Annotated in this window: 18 protein-coding genes; 16 read left to right on the plus strand and 2 right to left on the minus strand. The window is 71.5% G+C overall.

The window, feature by feature from the left end; translation table 11 throughout:
• The first annotated feature begins 26 nt into the window (after window positions 1–26).
• From DEU32_RS02195 to dapF, 10 genes are all read left to right on the plus strand, one after another.
• Window positions 27–2,981 carry a DNA translocase FtsK gene (locus DEU32_RS02195; RefSeq protein ID WP_114849113.1) on the plus strand — a complete coding sequence of 985 codons (2,955 nt, stop codon included), beginning with the start codon at window positions 27–29 and terminating at the stop codon, window positions 2,979–2,981.
• Between the two features lie 4 nt (window positions 2,982–2,985).
• Complete coding sequence (pgsA, locus tag DEU32_RS02200; RefSeq protein WP_114849114.1) at window positions 2,986–3,624, plus strand: CDP-diacylglycerol--glycerol-3-phosphate 3-phosphatidyltransferase; 639 nt, start codon at window positions 2,986–2,988, stop codon at window positions 3,622–3,624.
• Complete coding sequence (locus DEU32_RS02205; RefSeq protein ID WP_114849115.1) at window positions 3,621–4,109, plus strand: CinA family protein; 489 nt, start codon at window positions 3,621–3,623, stop codon at window positions 4,107–4,109. Before pgsA ends, DEU32_RS02205 begins: the two co-directional genes overlap by 4 nt.
• Before the next feature lie 154 nt (window positions 4,110–4,263).
• A complete protein-coding gene (locus tag DEU32_RS02210) occupies window positions 4,264–4,572 on the plus strand; it encodes a helix-turn-helix domain-containing protein (protein ID WP_058742950.1) in 309 nt (102 codons plus the stop codon).
• Between the two features lie 79 nt (window positions 4,573–4,651).
• A complete protein-coding gene (locus tag DEU32_RS02215; protein ID WP_114849116.1) occupies window positions 4,652–4,876 on the plus strand; it encodes a DUF3046 domain-containing protein in 225 nt (74 codons plus the stop codon).
• 264 nt (window positions 4,877–5,140) lie between these two features.
• Entirely contained in the window at window positions 5,141–6,208 is a 1,068-nt protein-coding gene (gene recA / locus DEU32_RS02220; protein ID WP_114849117.1) for a recombinase RecA, read from the plus strand.
• Window positions 6,205–7,173, plus strand: coding sequence for a regulatory protein RecX (locus DEU32_RS02225; protein ID WP_114849118.1), 969 nt, complete (start codon window positions 6,205–6,207; stop codon window positions 7,171–7,173). Before recA ends, DEU32_RS02225 begins: the two co-directional genes overlap by 4 nt.
• Before the next feature lie 28 nt (window positions 7,174–7,201).
• Window positions 7,202–8,701, plus strand: coding sequence for a tRNA (N6-isopentenyl adenosine(37)-C2)-methylthiotransferase MiaB (miaB, locus tag DEU32_RS02230; protein WP_114849119.1), 1,500 nt, complete (start codon window positions 7,202–7,204; stop codon window positions 8,699–8,701).
• 7 nt (window positions 8,702–8,708) lie between these two features.
• Window positions 8,709–9,674, plus strand: a complete 966-nt coding sequence (gene miaA, locus DEU32_RS02235; RefSeq protein WP_244289132.1) for a tRNA (adenosine(37)-N6)-dimethylallyltransferase MiaA — start codon at window positions 8,709–8,711, stop codon at window positions 9,672–9,674.
• Window positions 9,671–10,561: a diaminopimelate epimerase gene (gene dapF, locus DEU32_RS02240; RefSeq protein ID WP_114849120.1), complete on the plus strand. Its 891-nt coding sequence runs from the start codon at window positions 9,671–9,673 to the stop codon at window positions 10,559–10,561. The genes miaA and dapF overlap by 4 nt, the downstream gene beginning before the upstream one ends.
• Window positions 10,562–11,035: 474 nt before the next feature.
• On the opposite strand, the gene DEU32_RS02245 is transcribed toward dapF, so the two are convergent.
• Window positions 11,036–11,668 (minus strand): class I SAM-dependent methyltransferase, encoded by a 633-nt coding sequence (locus DEU32_RS02245; RefSeq protein WP_114849121.1) that lies wholly within the window; start codon window positions 11,666–11,668, stop codon window positions 11,036–11,038.
• Window positions 11,669–11,729: 61 nt separating this feature from the next.
• Between DEU32_RS02245 and hflX the strand changes: the two genes are divergently transcribed.
• The gene (gene hflX / locus DEU32_RS02250; protein WP_114849211.1) at window positions 11,730–13,268 is read left to right on the plus strand and encodes a GTPase HflX; all 1,539 of its coding nucleotides are present in this window, start codon (window positions 11,730–11,732) and stop codon (window positions 13,266–13,268) included.
• Window positions 13,269–13,362: 94 nt separating this feature from the next.
• Here hflX and lexA read toward each other — a convergent pair whose 3' ends face one another.
• Complete coding sequence (gene lexA, locus DEU32_RS02255) at window positions 13,363–14,007, minus strand: transcriptional repressor LexA (RefSeq protein ID WP_058742957.1); 645 nt, start codon at window positions 14,005–14,007, stop codon at window positions 13,363–13,365.
• Between the two features lie 235 nt (window positions 14,008–14,242).
• Between lexA and DEU32_RS02260 the strand changes: the two genes are divergently transcribed.
• From DEU32_RS02260 to priA, 5 genes are all read left to right on the plus strand, one after another.
• Window positions 14,243–14,620, plus strand: coding sequence for a LysM peptidoglycan-binding domain-containing protein (locus DEU32_RS02260; RefSeq protein ID WP_114849122.1), 378 nt, complete (start codon window positions 14,243–14,245; stop codon window positions 14,618–14,620).
• A gap of 76 nt (window positions 14,621–14,696) precedes the next feature.
• The gene (locus tag DEU32_RS02265) at window positions 14,697–15,803 is read left to right on the plus strand and encodes a histidinol-phosphate transaminase (protein WP_114849212.1); all 1,107 of its coding nucleotides are present in this window, start codon (window positions 14,697–14,699) and stop codon (window positions 15,801–15,803) included.
• Window positions 15,800–16,402: an imidazoleglycerol-phosphate dehydratase HisB gene (hisB, locus tag DEU32_RS02270; protein ID WP_058742959.1), complete on the plus strand. Its 603-nt coding sequence runs from the start codon at window positions 15,800–15,802 to the stop codon at window positions 16,400–16,402. Before DEU32_RS02265 ends, hisB begins: the two co-directional genes overlap by 4 nt.
• Window positions 16,399–17,097, plus strand: coding sequence for an imidazole glycerol phosphate synthase subunit HisH (gene hisH, locus DEU32_RS02275; RefSeq protein ID WP_114849123.1), 699 nt, complete (start codon window positions 16,399–16,401; stop codon window positions 17,095–17,097). Before hisB ends, hisH begins: the two co-directional genes overlap by 4 nt.
• Before the next feature lie 63 nt (window positions 17,098–17,160).
• Window positions 17,161–17,907 carry a bifunctional 1-(5-phosphoribosyl)-5-((5-phosphoribosylamino)methylideneamino)imidazole-4-carboxamide isomerase/phosphoribosylanthranilate isomerase PriA gene (gene priA, locus DEU32_RS02280; RefSeq protein ID WP_114849124.1) on the plus strand — a complete coding sequence of 249 codons (747 nt, stop codon included), beginning with the start codon at window positions 17,161–17,163 and terminating at the stop codon, window positions 17,905–17,907.
• Window positions 17,908–17,911 lie beyond the last annotated feature (4 nt).

The raw sequence follows: 17,911 nt of genomic DNA on the forward strand, positions 1-17,911 counted from the left end.
CCCGAGCGGGGATTAGGGTCGTCCCCATGGCCGGAGGCACCAAGTCGACCACGCGTTCGCGCGCGTCATCGTCGTCCCGCGGGAGCGGGTCGCGTGGGACGTCGCGCACGCAGGCGACCACGAAGAAGCTGCCGCAGGCCGCACCGACGCCGGTGTTCCGCGAGCAGAACCCGATCGTGAGCGCCTGGCTCGGCATGGCCCACGGGGTCGGCGCGCTCTTCCGGCTGCTCGGCAAGGAGTCCCTCGAGAAGGACCAGCGCCGCGACGGCTTCCCGTTCCTGCTGTTCGTGCTCGCGATCGCGGGCGGCGTGGTCGAGTGGCTCAACCCGACGAACCCGGTGTCGGTCGCGCTCGACGCGTACACGTTCGGCGGGCTCTTCGGCCGGCTGGCAGTCGCGCTCCCGGTGATCATGATCGTCTTCGCCGGGTGGCTGTTCCGGCACCCCGCTTCGGTGCACGACAACACCCGGATCGGGATCGGGCTCGGGCTGATGCTCGTGTCGATCGCCTCGCTCTGCCACGTGTTCGGCGGACAGCCGAGCGCCGCGGACGGCATGGTCGCCCTCGCCGCGGCGGGCGGAGTGCTCGGCTGGGTCGTCATCAGCTGGCTCGTCGCGGTCGCCACGGTCTGGGTTGCGGTACCCGTCGCCGTGCTGCTGCTCGTGCTCTCCCTCTTCATCATCACCAAGACGCCGCCGAACAAGACCGGTCGACGGCTGCACGAGCTCTACGCCTACCTGTTCGGCGCCCCGGCGCCCGAGGCCGACCCGGCCGCCGACGCCGACGCTCCTGCTCCGCGGCCCCGCGGTCGCAAGCGCCAGCAGGGCGGCGAGGGCGACTTCCAGCTCTTCGACGACCTCGGCTTCGAGGGCGACCAGAAGTCCGGCGGCGACCAGCCCGAGGGCGGCACCGTCCCGTGGTGGCGGCGCAACGGCTCCGGTCGCGAAGAGGACCCCGCGTACGACACCCCGGTGCTGCCCGCGCCCGCGCCCGCGCCGACGTCCGAGCGCCCGAACGCGGGTGCCGCGGCCGGCCTGGTCGACCACACGCCGACCGAGCCCGGATCGGTGAACCTCAACGACTCCATCGAGCAGGACCTCGAGGTCGCGGAGCGCGTGCTCCGCGACGCCGGGGTCGCCGTGCCCGACCACGCGGCGGCTGCGTCGGTCGTGGCTCCGGCTGCCACGCCGGCCGTCGCACCGGTCGCGCGCCCGGACGCCGGCGTCTCGCCGGTCGTGTCCGCCTCGGCACCCGCGTCGGTGCCGGACGCCGAACCGGCCGAGGACGACCTGCAGGGGCTCCCCGCCGCGGGCGCAGCGGACGAGGACCCGTCCGCGCCGTACCGACTGCCCGCAGCGACGACACTGAGCGCCGGGACGCCGTCGGTCGCCCGCAGCCAGGCGAACGACGACATCGTCGCCGCGATCACGGGCGTCCTCACGGAGTTCAAGGTCGACGCGAAGGTCACCGGCTTCTCCCGGGGCCCGACGGTCACGCGCTACGAGATCGAGCTCGGTCCGGGCGTCAAGGTCGAGCGGGTCACGGCGCTGTCGAAGAACCTGTCGTACGCGGTCGCGTCGAACGAGGTCCGCATCCTCTCGCCCATCCCCGGCAAGAGCGCGATCGGCGTCGAGATCCCGAACACCGACCGCGAGGTCGTCTCGCTCGGCGACGTCCTGCGCTCGAACGCGGCGCGGAAGTCCAAGCACCCGATGACGATCGGCGTCGGCAAGGACGTCGAGGGAGGCTTCGTCGTCGCGAACCTCGCGAAGATGCCGCACATGCTCGTCGCGGGCTCGACGGGCTCCGGCAAGTCGGTGTTCATCAACTCGATGATCACGTCGCTCCTCATGCGCGCGAAGCCGTCCGAGGTCCGGATGGTCCTCGTCGACCCGAAGCGCGTCGAGCTGTCGATCTACGCGGGGGTCCCGCACCTCATCACGCCCATCATCACGAACCCCAAGAAGGCGGCCGAGGCGCTGCAGTGGGTCGTGAAGGAGATGGACATGCGGTACGACGACCTGGCGTCGTTCGGCTTCCGCCACGTCGACGACTTCAACAAGGCCATCGAGAACAACGAGATCGTCCTGCCGGCCGGGAGCGAGCGGAAGCTCAAGCCCTACCCGTACCTGCTCGTCGTCGTCGACGAGCTCGCCGACCTCATGCTCGTCGCGCCCCGCGACGTCGAGGAGTCGATCGTCCGTATCACCCAGCTCGCCCGCGCTGCCGGCATCCACCTCGTGCTCGCGACGCAGCGCCCGTCGGTCGACGTCATCACCGGTCTGATCAAGGCGAACGTGCCGTCGCGCATCGCGTTCGCGGTGACGAGCGTCACCGACTCGCGCGTCATCCTCGACCAGCCCGGCGCCGACAAGCTCATCGGTCAGGGCGACGCGCTGTTCCTGCCGATGGGGTCCTCGAAGGCCGTCCGCGTGCAGGGCGCCTGGGTCCAGGAGAGCGAGGTCGCCGAGGTCGTCCAGCACGTCACCCGGCAGGCCCAGCCCGAGTACCGGCAGGACGTCGCCGCCGTGGTCGAGCGCAAGGAGATCGACGCGGACATCGGCGACGACCTCGAGCTGCTGCTCGCCGCGGTCGAGCAGGTCGTGTCGACGCAGTTCGGCTCGACGTCGATGCTCCAGCGCAAGCTCCGCGTCGGGTTCGCGAAGGCCGGTCGCCTGATGGACCTCATGGAGTCGCGGGACATCGTCGGCCCGTCCGAGGGGTCGAAGGCCCGCGACGTGCTCGTCACGCCGGACCAGCTGCCCGCCGTCCTCGCGAAGCTCCGCGGTGAGGAGCCGCCCGCCGAGCCGGCAGCGGCTCCCGCACCGGGCCCGGCGGCACCGGTCGCATCCGCGCCGACGTCGACGCCGCCGGACGAGGACCGCTACGGTACCGACCCGGTCGCCGACATGACGCGCGGGTACCCTGAGGAAGAGGACGGTCCGGACGAGGACGCCTGGGGACTGACGGGCAGGGAGTGACGACGTGACCAGCTCGCAGCACACCCGCTCGGCGGCCCGGTTCCCGTGGCGGGGCCGGTTGCTCCGCAAGGGCGAGGGACCGGCGTCGACCGCGAACGTCGCCAACGTCATCACCGTCGTGCGCATCCTGATGGCGCCGTTGTTCTTCGTGATGCTGCTCGCCGACGGCGGGCAGGACACGTCGCTGCGGGTGTGGGCCGCGGTCGTCTTCGTCGTGGCGATCGTCACCGACAGCGCGGACGGCATCATCGCCCGCCGCCAGAACCTGGTCACGGACTTCGGGAAGCTCGTCGACCCGATCGCCGACAAGGTGCTCATCGGCGGCGCCCTGGTCGCGCTGTCGATCCTCGGTGAGCTGCCCTGGATCGTGACCGTGCTGATCATGCTCCGCGAGATCGGCATCACCGTCTTCCGGTTCGCCGTCCTGTCGGACCGGGTGATCCCGGCGAGCCGCGGCGGCAAGGTCAAGACCGTGCTGCAGGCCGTCGCGATCACGCTCGCGCTGTTCCCGTGGTGGAACGTCGTCGGCGACCTCGCGCACTGGGTGAACGGCATCCTGATGACCGCCGCGCTCCTCGCCACCGTGATCAGCGGGGCCGACTACCTCTGGCAGGCCTGGAAGCACAACCGGACCGCCGCGTGACCGACGTCGCAGCGCTCGTCGCCGTGCTGACCGCCCGTGGCGAGACCGTGGCTGTGGCCGAGTCGCTCACGGGCGGCCTCGTCGTGGCGACCCTCGTCGGGGTCCCCGGGGCCAGCGTCGTCGTCCGCGGTGGTGTCGTGGCGTACGCGACGCCCGTCAAGCACACCGTGCTCGGCGTCTCGGCGGACCTCCTCGCCGAGCACGGGGCGGTCGACCCCGAGGTCGCCCGGCAGATGGCGAGCGGCGTCCGCACCGCACTCGCGGTCGACGGCGAGCCCGCCACGTGGGGGATCAGCACGACCGGTGTCGCCGGCCCGGACCCGCAGGACGGCAAGCCCGTGGGCACGGTGTTCGTCGGCATCGCGTCCGCGTCGGGCGCCGAGGCGTACGAACTCCACCTGGAGGGCGACCGCGAGGCAATCCGACAGGGCACGGTCTCCGAACTCCTGGCACGGATGTCGGCGACGGTGCGCAGCGGGGAATAGGCCCCGTTACCGCTGGGTTACATCCCACGCAATCTCCAGCAGGACGGCAGCCGGCGTCGCTAGCATGCTGCAACCGGCAACGTCACCGTTGCTGAACCCGACCACGGTCACCGGGACCAGGCGGGCGCGGAGACGACAGAGAGGAGGAGTTCTCATGGTTCTCGTTCGTCAGGAGATCGGCGACGTGCTGCGGGACTTCCGCTTGCAGAAGGGCCGGACCCTCCGTCAGGTCGCGTCCAAGGCCAGCGTTGCTCTCGGGTACCTGAGCGAGGTGGAGCGCGGTCAGAAGGAGGCCAGCTCCGAGATCCTCGCCTCCGTGGCCGACGCGCTCGACACGCCCATCTCGACCATCATGCGCGAGGTCGGCGACCGGCTCGCGGTCGTCGAGGGACTCACCCCGGTCCCGGACACCCTGCCCGACGACCTCGTCGCCGAGTTCGACAACGACCTCGCGGTGCGCTGACCCCGTACCGCTCCACGGACGCCCCCGCCGATGCAGGCGGGGGCGTTCTGCTGTCCGGGGCGCTCGTTACGCTGGTCGGATGCGGGTGAGTGAGTTCTGGCGTGCCGTCGACCAGGTGTTCGGGTCGGCCTACGGCGCAGTGGTGACGCGGGACGTCGTGCTCGAGGAGCTGGGCGGGCGGTCCGCGGCGGACGCGCTCGACGCCGGGATCGATGCGCGTCGTGTGTGGGAGGCGCTGTGCGACTCGCAGGACGTGCCGCTCGACAAGCGGCACGGCAAGGGGCTCGCGGAACCGCGGGACTGACCCGGTCCGCACGACCCGAAACTGTGTTCGGCGTGTTGCTCGAACGCGTGTTCGATCGGTGCTACGTTCCTCCACATCGGAGTTGCTCCGGATGTCCGTCCACAGGTGGCGCGTCGACCGGCAGTGATGTCGGTGGCCGGCCCTAGGTTCGAGCCATCGGGAACAGCCCGAAGCCTTGTCGCTCAAGTCCCGGCCCTGCAGCACCGGCCGGGGTGGACGCGACAGCCTACAGGCGGCCGACACCGAGCACGAAGGAGCACCACCATGCCATCACCCGCAGACCGCGAGAAGGCCCTCGAAACCGCACTCGCCCAGATCGACCGCCAGTTCGGCAAGGGCACCGTGATGCGCCTCGGGTCGGACGACCGCGCTCCGGTCGCCATCATCCCGACCGGTTCGGTCGCGCTCGACGTCGCACTCGGCATCGGTGGACTGCCGCGCGGCCGCATCATCGAGATCTACGGCCCGGAGTCCTCCGGTAAGACGACCCTGACGCTGCACGCCATCGCGAACGCGCAGCGTGCCGGCGGCATCGCGGCCTTCATCGACGCGGAGCACGCGCTCGACCCGGAGTACGCGAAGAAGCTCGGCGTCGACATCGACGCGCTGCTCGTGTCCCAGCCCGACACGGGTGAGCAGGCGCTCGAGATCGCCGACATGCTCGTCCGTTCGGGTTCGATCGACCTGATCGTGGTCGACTCCGTCGCGGCGCTCGTGCCCCGCGCCGAGATCGAGGGCGAGATGGGTGACTCGCACGTGGGTCTGCAGGCACGCCTCATGTCGCAGGCGCTCCGCAAGCTCGCGGGGGGGCTGAACCAGACGCAGACGACGATGATCTTCATCAACCAGCTGCGCGAGAAGATCGGTGTGTTCTTCGGCAGCCCCGAGACCACCGCGGGTGGCAAGGCGCTCAAGTTCTACGCGTCGGTCCGTCTCGACATCCGTCGCATCGAGACCCTGAAGAGCGGCACGGACGCGGTCGGCAACCGCACGCGCGTCAAGGTCGTCAAGAACAAGATGGCGCCGCCCTTCAAGCAGGCGGAGTTCGACATCCTGTACGGCACGGGCATCTCGCGCGAGGGCTCGCTGCTCGACTTCGGTGTCGACCACGGCATCGTCAAGAAGTCGGGCGCCTGGTACACCTACGACGGCGACCAGCTGGGGCAGGGCAAGGAGAACTCGCGTTCGTTCCTGATCCAGAACGCCGACATCGCCGCCGAGATCGAGGGCAAGATCCTCGCGAAGCTCGGTGTCGGTGGCGCCAAGGCCGACGCCGACGACGCCAAGGTCGAGTCCATCGCGCCGAAGATCGCGGAGCGCAAGGGCGCGTGACGGACGACCACGACCACGACGCAGACCTCGCGCCGGTGACCGACCTGTTCGGTGCGCGGTCGCGTCGTGGTCGCTCGGTTCCGCCGGTCGGGCGGCACGACGGTCTCCCGCGCGCCGGTGCGCCGTCCGGTGACGACGAGCGCTGGTACGAGCCCGAACCCGAGTCCGAACCTGAGCACGAGGCCGGGGTCGGCGCGGAGACGGCGTCCGAGACGGCGTTCCTGGGTGCGGCAGACGTCGATGCGCCGGTGCCGCTGCACGGTGCTCGTCCGCAGGCGGAGTGGCTGTCACCCGTCGTCGGAGACGGCAGCGGCCGGAGTGCACGGTCGGAGCGGACCGGGTACGAGGCTCAGCGCGGGTACGACACCGAGACCGCGGACGCTGCGGCGGCGTCGGTGTTCTCGATCCGCGGGGGACAGGAGCTCGAACCCGACGAGGTTCCGCGACCGCTCGACGAGCAGCGTGCTGATGCCGAACGGGTGAGCATGCGGGCGCTCGGGCGCAAGGGCGTCAGCGAGTCCGAGATGCGTCAGGTGCTGACCAAGCAGGACCTCGACCCGGACGTCGTCGAACACGAGGTCGCACGGCTCGTCCGGGTCGGACTGCTCGACGACGTGGCACTGGCGACGGACCTGGTCGACCGGCTCCACGAGCGGAAGGGCCTCGGGCGCCAGGGGGTCGTCGCGGAGCTCCGTCGGCGCGGGATCGACCAGACGGCGATCGACGCTGCGCTCGAGGCGGCGGCGGACGACGCGGACGACGAGTTCGTCCGCGCGATCGAGCTCGCTCAGAAGCGGGCCGGGCAGCTCCGTGGGCTCGACCGCGCGACCGCCGAGCGACGTCTCAGCGGGTTCCTCATGCGCAAGGGCTACGGCTCCGGCGTGGTGCGGATCGCGGTCGAGCGCGCCCTCGACGGCGGCGGACGGCGACCACCCTCCGGGTGCGGGTCCGTCCGTTTCGAGTAGTCCCGCACCGACCTACACTGGGACGATCATGGCCACCGTCGACGCCCGCCCCCGCACCTACGAAGTCCGCACCTACGGGTGCCAGATGAACGTGCACGACTCCGAGCGCCTCAGCGGTTCGCTGCAGTCGGCCGGGTACGTCGCCGCCGACGGCGAGCAGGCCGACGTCGTCGTGATCAACACCTGCGCGGTGCGCGAGAACGCGGACAATCGGCTCTACGGCAACCTCGGGCACCTGGCGGGTGTGAAGCGTGAGCACCCCGGCATGCAGATCGCCGTCGGCGGGTGCCTGGCGCAGAAGGACAAGAACGTCATCCTCGAGAAGGCGCCGTGGGTCGACGTCGTGTTCGGGACGCACAACATGGGGTCGCTCCCGACCCTGCTCGAGCGCGCACGGCACAACGACGAGGCGCAGATCGAGATCCTCGAGTCGCTCGACGTGTTCCCGTCGACGCTGCCGACGAAGCGCGACTCGACCTACAGCGGGTGGGTGTCGATCTCCGTCGGCTGCAACAACACCTGCACGTTCTGCATCGTGCCCTCGCTCCGCGGCAAGGAGAAGGACCGTCGACCCGGGGACGTCCTCGCCGAGATCCAGGCGCTGGTCGACGACGGCGCGATCGAGGTCACGCTCCTCGGGCAGAACGTCAACTCGTACGGCGTCGAGTTCGGGGACCGCCAGGCGTTCAGCAAGCTCCTCCGTGCCGCCGGTGCGATCGAGGGGCTCGAGCGGATCCGCTTCACGAGCCCGCACCCGGCGGCGTTCACCGACGACGTCATCGACGCGATGGCCGAGACGCCGAACGTCATGCCGCAGCTGCACATGCCGCTGCAGTCCGGTTCCGACCGCGTGCTCAAGGCGATGCGTCGGAGCTACCGGAGCGAGCGCTTCCTCGGGATCCTGGACCGCGTCCGGGCGAAGATCCCGAACGCGGCGATCTCCACGGACATCATCGTCGGGTTCCCGGGCGAGACCGAGGAGGACTTCGCGGACACCCTGCGCGTGGTCGAGCAGTCCCGGTTCGCATCGGCCTTCACCTTCCAGTACTCGATCCGTCCCGGTACCCCGGCGGCGACGATGCCGGACCAGCTGCCGAAGGCGGTCGTGCAGGAACGCTACGAGCGGCTGATCGCGCTGCAGGACCGGATCACCGCCGAGGAACACGCGAAGCAGGTCGGTCGCACCGTGCAGGTGCTCGTCGCCACGGGTGAGGGCAAGAAGGACGACGCCACCCACCGGCTGTCCGGGCGCGCTGAGGACTCGCGGCTCGTGCACTTCTCGGTCCCGGCCGACTCCGCCGTGCCGCGTCCCGGTGACGTGGTCACGGTCGAGGTCACGCGTGCGGCCCCGCACTTCCTGATCGCCGACAACGACGGACCCCTGCAGATCCGTCGCACCCGCGCGGGCGACGCCTGGGACCGCGCGCAGGCGGAGAGCTGCGGCGTCCCGACCCCGGCGCCCGCAGGTGCGGCCGCGGGACCGCGTCCGGTCTCGCTCGGTCTGCCGTCGCTCCGTGTCGGGCGCTGATCCCCTCTTGCCCGAGGGCCTGGCGATCGACGACCGGTCGTCAGACCCTGCCGCGGTCGACCTGATCGCGGTCGTCGGCGCGACGGGGACCGGCAAGTCCGAGTTCGCCCTGGCGATCGCCGAACAGCTCGCCCGTTCGGGTCGTGCGGCGGAGATCGTCAACGCCGACGCGATGCAGCTCTACCGCGGCATGGACATCGGCACGGCGAAGCTCAGCGTCGCGGAACGCCGAGGGGTCCCGCACCACCAGCTCGACGTGCTCGACGTGACCGACGAGGCGAGCGTCGCGACGTACCAGGGCGACGCGCGTGTCGACGTCGAACGGATCACGGGCTCCGGTGCCGTCGCGCTCCTCGTCGGCGGCAGCGGGCTCTACGTGTCGTCGGTGCTCTTCGACCTCGCGTTCCCGGGCACGGACCCCGAACTGCGCGCACGGCTCGAGCGCGAGCACGCCGAACTCGGACCCGGTGTCCTCGTCGAGCGGCTCCGGGCGCTCGACCCCGCCGCTGCAGCCGGCGTCGACCAACGCAACCCGCGGCGCCTGATCCGCGCACTCGAGATCGCGAGCCGATCCGAGGTCGTGACCCCGAGCCTCCCGTCCGCGCCCCGCGCCTGGCGACCCGCCCGGATCCTGCACCTGCACCGCGAACGCACCGGACTCGTCGCGTCACTGCACGAGCGTGCCGCGCGGATGTTCGACCGGGGGCTCGTCGACGAGGTCGCGGCGCTCCGCGACCACGGGTTGGAGCAGGGGAAGACCGCCCGCGCCGCGATCGGGTACGCGCAGGCGCTCGACGTGCTGCACGGGCGGGCGACTCGGGACGACGCCGTCGAGGCAACCGCGGTGGCGACCCGCAAGTACGCCCGGCGGCAGGTCTCGTGGTTCAAGCGGTACGCCGACGCCGAGGTGCTCGACGTGACCGGGACGGACCTCGCGGGCCTGCGGGAGGCGGCCCGTAGGATCGTCCCGTGACCGAACTGCACTTCACCAAGGGCCAGGGCACCGGCAACGACTTCGTCCTGTTCGCCGACCCCGACGCGACGGTCGACCTGACCCCCGAGCGGATCCGGGCCATCGCGGACCGTCGGTTCGGCGTCGGCGGCGACGGCGTGATCCGGGCCGTCCGGTCCGAGGCGCTGCCGGAGGGACGGGCGCTCGTCGCGGTCGCGCCCGAGGCGACCTGGTTCATGGACTACCACAACGCCGACGGCTCGGTCGCGGAGATGTGCGGCAACGGCATCCGGGTGTTCGCGCGGTACCTGACCGAGTCGGGGCTCGTCGACCTCGCACCGGGGGAGACGCTGACCGTCGGCAGCCGCAAGGGCCTGGTCGACATCCAGCGGACCACGAACGGGTTCTCGGCGGACCTGGGCCGGTGGGGGCTCGGCATCGAGGGCGGCGGCGCGAACGACGTCATGGTCCGGGCGCGGGAGCTCGACGGCGCACGACCCGGCCTCGGCATCGACGTGGGGAACCCGCACGTCGTCGTCGCGGTCGCGACCGAGGACGAGCTCGCCGGACTCGACCTGACCTGGATCCCCGTGCTCGACCCGGCACCGGCGGCCGGGGCGAACGTCGAGTTCGTGCTGCCCGGCGACCCGCTGGTCAAGGACGGCGTCGGCGAGATCACGATGCGGGTGCACGAGCGCGGGAGCGGCGAGACGCTGTCGTGCGGGACCGGTGCGGTCGCGGCAGCGGTGGCGACCCGGTACTGGGCGGGGCCCTCGGCGCCGGACACGTGGCGCGTACGGGTCCCGGGCGGGATCGTCACGGTGCGGATGTTCGCGGCCGAGGACGGGGAGCACGTGGCGCTCGCGGGGCCGGCGGAACTGGTGTTCTCGGGGGACTTGACGGTCTGAGGCTGTCGGCGCCGTGGTCGGGCGCGGCGCGGCGCGGGGCGGGCTGGGGCTCGGCGCCGGGGTTCGGCGCCGGGGTCGTTCTGCGCGAGGGAGGCCGATCTGCTCGACGGAGACGGTTCCGCGCGTCGGAGGTCGTTCGTCCTGACCGAGTACGCGCGATTCGTCCTCCCATGTCGGGCGTGATGGGAACGATCGACCACGCCCATGAGGCACCGCAGCGCCCGCGAGACGCCGCGTTGCTCGCGAGACGCCGCGCCACGGTCGAGACGCCGCGCCATGGTCGAGACGCCGCGCCATGGTCGAGACGCCACGGCTTCGCCGGGCGTCTCGCGTGATCGGAGGCGTCTCGAGCACGCCGGGGTGTCACCGGCGCAACGAGCACCGAGCCGGGCGGGCAGCCCGGACCACCGAGCCGGTGTGCCGGCACCCCGGAACAGCACGATCGGCCAGCGAGCAGGACGGACCAGCCCCGCCTCACTCCGCCGCGGCTGTGTCCTCTGCCACGCGGTGCACCCGGATCACCCGGAAGCCCTTGTCCGTCGTCGCCCGGGCGACCCGGAACCCGGCGCCGAGCGTGTCCCCGAGCCAGCGCTGCAGCGAGTCGCCACCGAGGTCCTTCGACACGACGAGCCACGCGTCGCCCTCGACCTCGAGCCGGGGGAGCCAGGTGAGCAGGATCTCGTGCAGCTCGTCCTTCCCGACGCGGATCGGCGGGTTGGACCAGATCGTCCGGAAGCGCAGGTCGGCGGGGATCTCCGACGGCAGGCCGACCGTCACGTTCGCGACGCCGGCCGCGGCGGCGTTGTCGCGCGCCAGCCCGAGCACCCGCTCGTTGACGTCCACGCCCCACACGTGCGCGTCCGGCGACTCGAGCGCCATCGTGATCGCGATGGGTCCCCAGCCGCAGCCGACGTCGAGCAGGGCGCCCGACGACGCGGGCGGCGGCACCGACCCGAGCAGGACGCGTGTGCCGCGGTCGACGCCGTCCGGGCTGAACACCCCGGCAGCGGTGGTCAGGGTCAGCGGCTTGCCGGCGAGCGTGACGTGCACCTGGCGCGCACGGGTCTCCGACGACGGGTTCGCGGAGAAGTAGTGCTCGTTCGCCATGGAAGAACCGTACCGGGACCCCCGTGTGTCCCGGGCGTGGCGGCGGTAGCCTGTGGAGAAGATGACGGAAACCACCATGAACGACGGACGATCCGACGACAGCGCCGAAGGTGTCGTGGAACGCGTCCTCCGCAACGCGGACTCGAAGGCATCGTCTGCGATCTTCGCCCCAGCGCAGGCGATCCAGACCCGATCGGTCGACGAGCACGGCTGGGCCGGCGACGGCGACCAGTACGAACGCGAGGACCGGGCGGCCCTGCGCCGTGTCACCGGCCTCTCCACCGAACTCCAGGACGTCACCGAGGTCGAGTACCGGCAGCTCCGGCTCGAGCAGGTCGTCCTCATCGGCGTGTACCCCCAGGGCAGCGCGCAGGACGCCGAGAACTCCCTCCGCGAGCTCGCCGCCCTGGCCGAGACCGCGGGTGCCGTGGTGCTCGACGGGCTCCTGCAGCGCCGTCCGACCCCCGACCCCTCCACGTACCTCGGCAAGGGCAAGGCCGAGGAACTCGCGATGGTCGTCAAGGCCACCGGCGCGGACACGGTTATCGCCGACACCGAGCTCGCACCCTCGCAGCGTCGCGCGCTCGAGGACGTCGTCAAGGTCAAGGTGATCGACCGAACGGCCGTGATCCTCGACATCTTCAGCCAGCACGCCTCCACCCGCGAGGGCAAGGCGCAGGTCGAACTCGCGCAACTGCAGTACCTGCTCCCGCGCCTGCGCGGTTGGGGTGAGTCGATGTCCCGGCAGGCCGGTGGACAGGTCTCCGGCGGTGCGGGCATGGGTTCCCGTGGCCCCGGTGAGACGAAGATGGAGCTCGACCGCCGGAAGATCCACACCCGGATGGCGAAGCTCCGGCGCCAGATCGCCGGCTTCACCCCGGCCCGCGAGGCGAAGCGTGCCGACCGAGCCCGGAACGAGGTGCCGAGCGTCGCGATCGCCGGGTACACCAACGCCGGCAAGTCGTCGTTGCTCAACCGCCTGACGAGCGCCGGCGTGCTGGTGCAGAACCAGCTGTTCGCCACGCTCGACGCGACCGTCCGCCGCACCGAGAGCACCAAGGGGCGCGAGTTCACGTTCGTCGACACCGTCGGCTTCGTGCGCAACCTGCCGCACCAGCTGGTCGAGGCGTTCCGGTCCACACTCGAGGAGGTCGGCCAGGCCGACGTCATCGTGCACGTCGTGGACGGCTCGCACCCGGACCCGGCCGCGCAGCTCGCCACGGTCCGCGACGTGATCGGCGACGTCGGCGCGCGCGACATCCCCGAGGTCGTCGCCTTCAACAAGGCGGACCTGATCGACGACGCGCAGCGCCTCGTGCTCGTCGGCCTGGTCCCGGACGCCGTCTTCGTCTCGGCGCGCACGGGCGAGGGCGTCGCCGAGCTCCTGGCGGCGATCGAGGACCGTCTGCCGGAACCGGACGTCGACCTCACGGTCGTCATCCCCTACGACCGTGGCGACCTGGTGTCCGCCCTGCACGACGCGGGCGCGGTCGAGACGACCGACTACGTCGAGGACGGCACCCGACTGCGCGTCCGCGTCTTCCAGCGGCAGGTCGCGGAGCTCGACCCCTACGTGGTGGCGCCCGTCACCACGGCCTAGTCGCCGGACCCACACCGGGACGGACAGGAGGCACGGTGCCAGCTGGCACCGTGCCTCCTGTCCGTCTGCGGGTTGCGATCAGAGCGGGTCGCGGTCAGAGCGAGCGGAGCACCGCGACGACCTTGCCGAGGACCGTCGCCGCGTCACCGAGGATCGGCTCGAACGCCGAGTTCCGGGGGAGCAGCCAGGTGTGGCCGTCGCGCTGGCGGAAGACCTTGACGGTGGCTTCCTCGTCGAGCATCGCCGCGACGACGTCACCGTTCTCTGCGGTCTGCTGCGACCGGACGACGACCCAGTCGCCGTCGCAGATGGCGGCGTCGATCATCGACTCGCCCACGACCTTGAGCATGAACAGGTCACCCGTGCCGACGAGCTGACGGGGGAGCGGCACGATCTCGTCGACGTGCTGCTCGGCCGTGATCGGCACACCGGCGGCGATCCGGCCGACGAGGGGCACGAGCGTCGTGGCGTCGACGTCCGGGGTCTGGACGTCCGGGTTCGGCTCGTCGACCAGGACCTCGAGCGCTCGGGGACGGTTCGGGTCGCGACGGATCCAGCCGCCGAGCTCGAGTTGACCGAGCTGGTGGGAGACGCTCGACAGGGACGACAGGCCGGCGGCGTCGCCGATCTCCCGCATGCTCGGCGGGTAGCCGCGGCTGGCGATGGACGCGCGGATCGCGTCGAGGATCGCCTGCTGCTTCGCCGTCAGCGGCTTCTGGCTCCGCAGTTCGTCCGCCACGTCGGGCCGCCCTTCGTCGGTGTCTGGACGTGATCGCCGCGGATGTCGGTGGTACCCGCTTGACTCGTCCCAGTCGATCGAAACAGTATCCGACCGTCCCACGCCGGACAAACACCTGTTCGAGCGTGTCGGCAAGAAATCCCGCAGAAATCCCTCCCTGGGACTTGTGCGGCCTCCGGTTCGAAAGTATGTTCGGTACACGACTTCGGTTCACCGAACGGGAAGGCAGAACGACATGAGCACCATCGCCATCGCTGACACCCAGCGCACCGCGACGCCCGCCGTCCGGACGCGCCTGCGCCTCACGCGCCGTGGACGGGTCGTCCTCACGACGCTCGCCGCGCTCCCGGTCGCTGTCGGCATCCTCCTCGCTGTGATCAACGGCGGCCAGGCCTCCGCCGGTGACGCCTCGCGCGCCGGGGCTCCCGTCCACTTCGAGACCGTCACGGTGCAGCCGGGCGAGACCCTGTGGTCGCTCGCCGAGCAGACCGCGCCCGACGCCGACCCGCGCGACTTCGTGCAGGACGTCGTCAGCCTCAACGCGCTCGACAGCTCGACGCTCCAGGCGGGCGAGCAGATCGCGATCCCGGCGAAGTACTCCGCGGGCAACTGACCTGCCGATCGTCCACGTGGCCGAGACCGTCCGGACGGCCGGTCGTCCGCACGGCAGCGCGGCCTACGATGGATCGGTGGCAACCACGCTCGACGACCTCCCGATCCGCGACGACCTCCGTGGGCAGAGCCCCTACGGTGCCCCGCAGAAGCACGTGCGGGTGCAGCTCAACGTCAACGAGAACACGCATCCGGTGCCGCAGGACGTCGCCGACGACATCGTGGAGTCGATCCGTCAGGCGCTGAGGACGGTGAACCGCTACCCCGACCGGGAGTTCACCGAGCTGCGCCAGTCGCTCGCCGCGTACCTCGGGCACGGTCTGACCGCCGAGCAGCTCTGGGCGGCGAACGGGTCGAACGAGGTCCTGCAGCAGCTCCTCCAGGCCTTCGGCGGTCCCGGCCGGAGCGTGCTCGGGTTCCCGCCCACCTACTCGATGCACTCGATCCTGGCGTCCGGAACCGGCACGACGTGGATCCCGGCGCAGCGCGACGACGAGTTCCGCATCTCGCCCGAGACCGTCGTGGCCGCCGTCCGCGAGCACCAGCCCGACATCGTCTTCCTGTGCGGGCCGAACAACCCGACCGGGACGCCCCTGTCGATCGACACCGTCCGCGCCGCGTACGACGCGACCGACGGCATCGTGATGGTCGACGAGGCCTACGCGGAGTTCATGCCCGCCGACGTGCCGAGCGCCGTCTCGCTGCTCCCGGGGCGTGAGCGGCTCGTGGTGTCGCGCACGATGAGCAAGGCGTTCGCGTTCGCGGGCGCCCGGGTCGGGTACCTCGCGGCCGACCCGGCCGTCATCGATGCGATCCGGCTCGTCCGGCTGCCGTACCACCTGTCCGCGCTGACGCAGGCGGCCGCCGTCGCGGCGCTCCGCCACGCGCCGGAGATGCTGGCGATGGTCGACGACATCAAGGAACAGCGCGACCGCATGGTCACCGAGCTCGGCGCGATGGGGTACCGCACGTACGAGACCTGGTCGAACTTCGTCCTGTTCGGCGGCGTCGCGGACCCGAACGCCGCGTTCGAGGCCCTGCTCGACCAGGACGTGATCGTCCGCGACCTCGGCATCCCGAACCACCTCCGGGTGAGCGCGGGGACCGAGGAGGAGACCACCGCGTTCCTCGACGCGATGCGCCGCGTGGCCGCCGTCCAGCCCCCGGTTAGGCTGGACGCATGACCGCCCGTACCGCCTCCGTCAGCAGGAGCACGAGCGAGTCGAGCATCGAGCTCTCGCTCGACCTGGACGGCACCGGCTCGTCCGACGTCTCGACGAGCGTGCCGTTCTTCGACCACATGCTGACCGCGTTCAGCAAGCACTCGCTCATCGACCTGCGGGTGCGCTCGACGGGCGACACCGAGATCGACGTGCACCACACGGTCGAGGACACCGGCATCGTGCTCGGGCAGGCGCTCAAGCAGGCCCTGGGAGACCGGTCCGGCATCGGCCGGTACGGCGACGCCCTCGTGCCCCTCGACGAGGCGCTGGCACAGGCGGTCGTCGACGTCTCCGGCCGTCCGTTCCTCGTGCACTCGGGGGAGCCCGCCGGCTTCGAGTTCCACCGCATCGGCGGGCACTTCACCGGGTCGATGGTCCGCCACGTGTTCGAGGCGATCACGTTCAACGCCGGCATCACCGTGCACGTCCGTGTGCTCGAGGGCCGGGACCCGCACCACATCGCCGAGGCCGAGTTCAAGGCCTTCGCCCGGGCGATGCGCAAGGCGGTCGAGCTCGACCCGCGCGTCGACGGCATCCCGTCGACCAAGGGCGCCCTGTGACCGGCACCGACCGACCCGGCACCGACCGGCCTGCGTCCGGCAGTCCCGAGACCGAGCCGTCGGGCGCGCGGCCGAACGTCGTCGTCCTCGACTACGGCTCCGGCAACGTGCACTCCGCCGCGAAGGCCCTCGAGCGCGCCGGGGCGGACGTGACGCTGAGCGCCGACAAGCAGACCGCGCTGCGCGCCGACGGGCTGCTCGTCCCGGGCGTGGGTGCGTTCGCTGCGGTCGTCGACCAGCTCGAGGGCGTGCACGGCGGCGAGATCGTCGACCACCGCCTGGCCGGCGGGCGCCCGGTGCTCGGCATCTGCGTCGGCATGCAGGTCATGTTCGCGCGCGGGGTCGAGCGCGGTGCCGACGTCGAGGGTCTGGCGCAGTGGCCCGGGACGGTCGAGCAGCTCGAGGCCGACGTCCTGCCGCACATGGGGTGGAACACCGTCGAGGCGCCCGAGGACTCGGTCCTGTTCGACGGGCTGCACGACGAGCGCTTCTACTTCGTGCACTCCTACGGCGTCACCGACTTCCCGCTCGACGCATACGGCCCGTTCCGCGCGCCCCGGCTGACCTGGGCCGAGCACGGCCAGCGGTTCGTCGCCGCGGTCGAGAACGGGCCGCTGACCGCCACCCAGTTCCACCCCGAGAAGTCCGGCGAGCCGGGCATCCAGCTCCTCCGGAACTGGGTCCGCTCACTCTGAGTGACCAGCGACCAGCGACCAGCGACAGCCCACGCCCACGCCCGCACGACCCCCGACAGGACCATGACCGACCTCACCGCCACCCCGCCCCTCGTCCTGCTCCCCGCCGTCGACGTGGTCGACGGCCAGGCTGTCCGCCTCACCCAGGGCGAGGCCGGCAGCGAGACCTTGTACGGCGACCCCGTCACCGCCGCCCGCACGTGGCGGGAGCAGGGTGCCGAGTGGATCCACCTCGTCGACCTCGACGCGGCGTTCGGTCGCGGCGACAACCGGCAGGTGATCGCCCGCGCGATCGACGAGGTCGAGGGGGTCTCCGTCGAGCTCTCCGGCGGCATCCGCGACGACGCCTCGCTCGAGGCCGCCCTCGCGACCGGTGCCGCCCGCGTGAACCTCGGCACCGCCGCGCTCGAGCAGCCCGAGTGGGCCGCCCGGGTGATCCAGCAGTACGGCGAGCAGATCGCCGTCGGGCTCGACGTCCGAGGGACCACCCTCGCGAGCCGCGGGTGGACCGAGGACGCCGGCGACCTGTGGGAGGTCCTCGACCGGCTCGAGGCCGCAGGGTGCGCGCGCTACGTGGTGACCGACGTGACGAAGGACGGCACGCTGCAGGGCCCGAATGTGGAGCTCCTCCGTGCGGTCTGCGACCGGACCGACCAGCCCGTCGTGGCCTCCGGTGGCATCTCGAACCTCGACGACCTGCGGGCCCTCCGCGAGCTCGTCCCGCACGGGCTCGAGGGCGCGATCATCGGCAAGGCGCTCTACTCCGGCGCGTTCACGCTCCCGGCCGCCCTCGACGTCGCCGGGGCGTAGCGCG

The organism is Curtobacterium sp. AG1037, assembly GCF_003349855.1.
GTDB lineage: Bacteria > Actinomycetota > Actinomycetes > Actinomycetales > Microbacteriaceae > Curtobacterium > Curtobacterium citreum.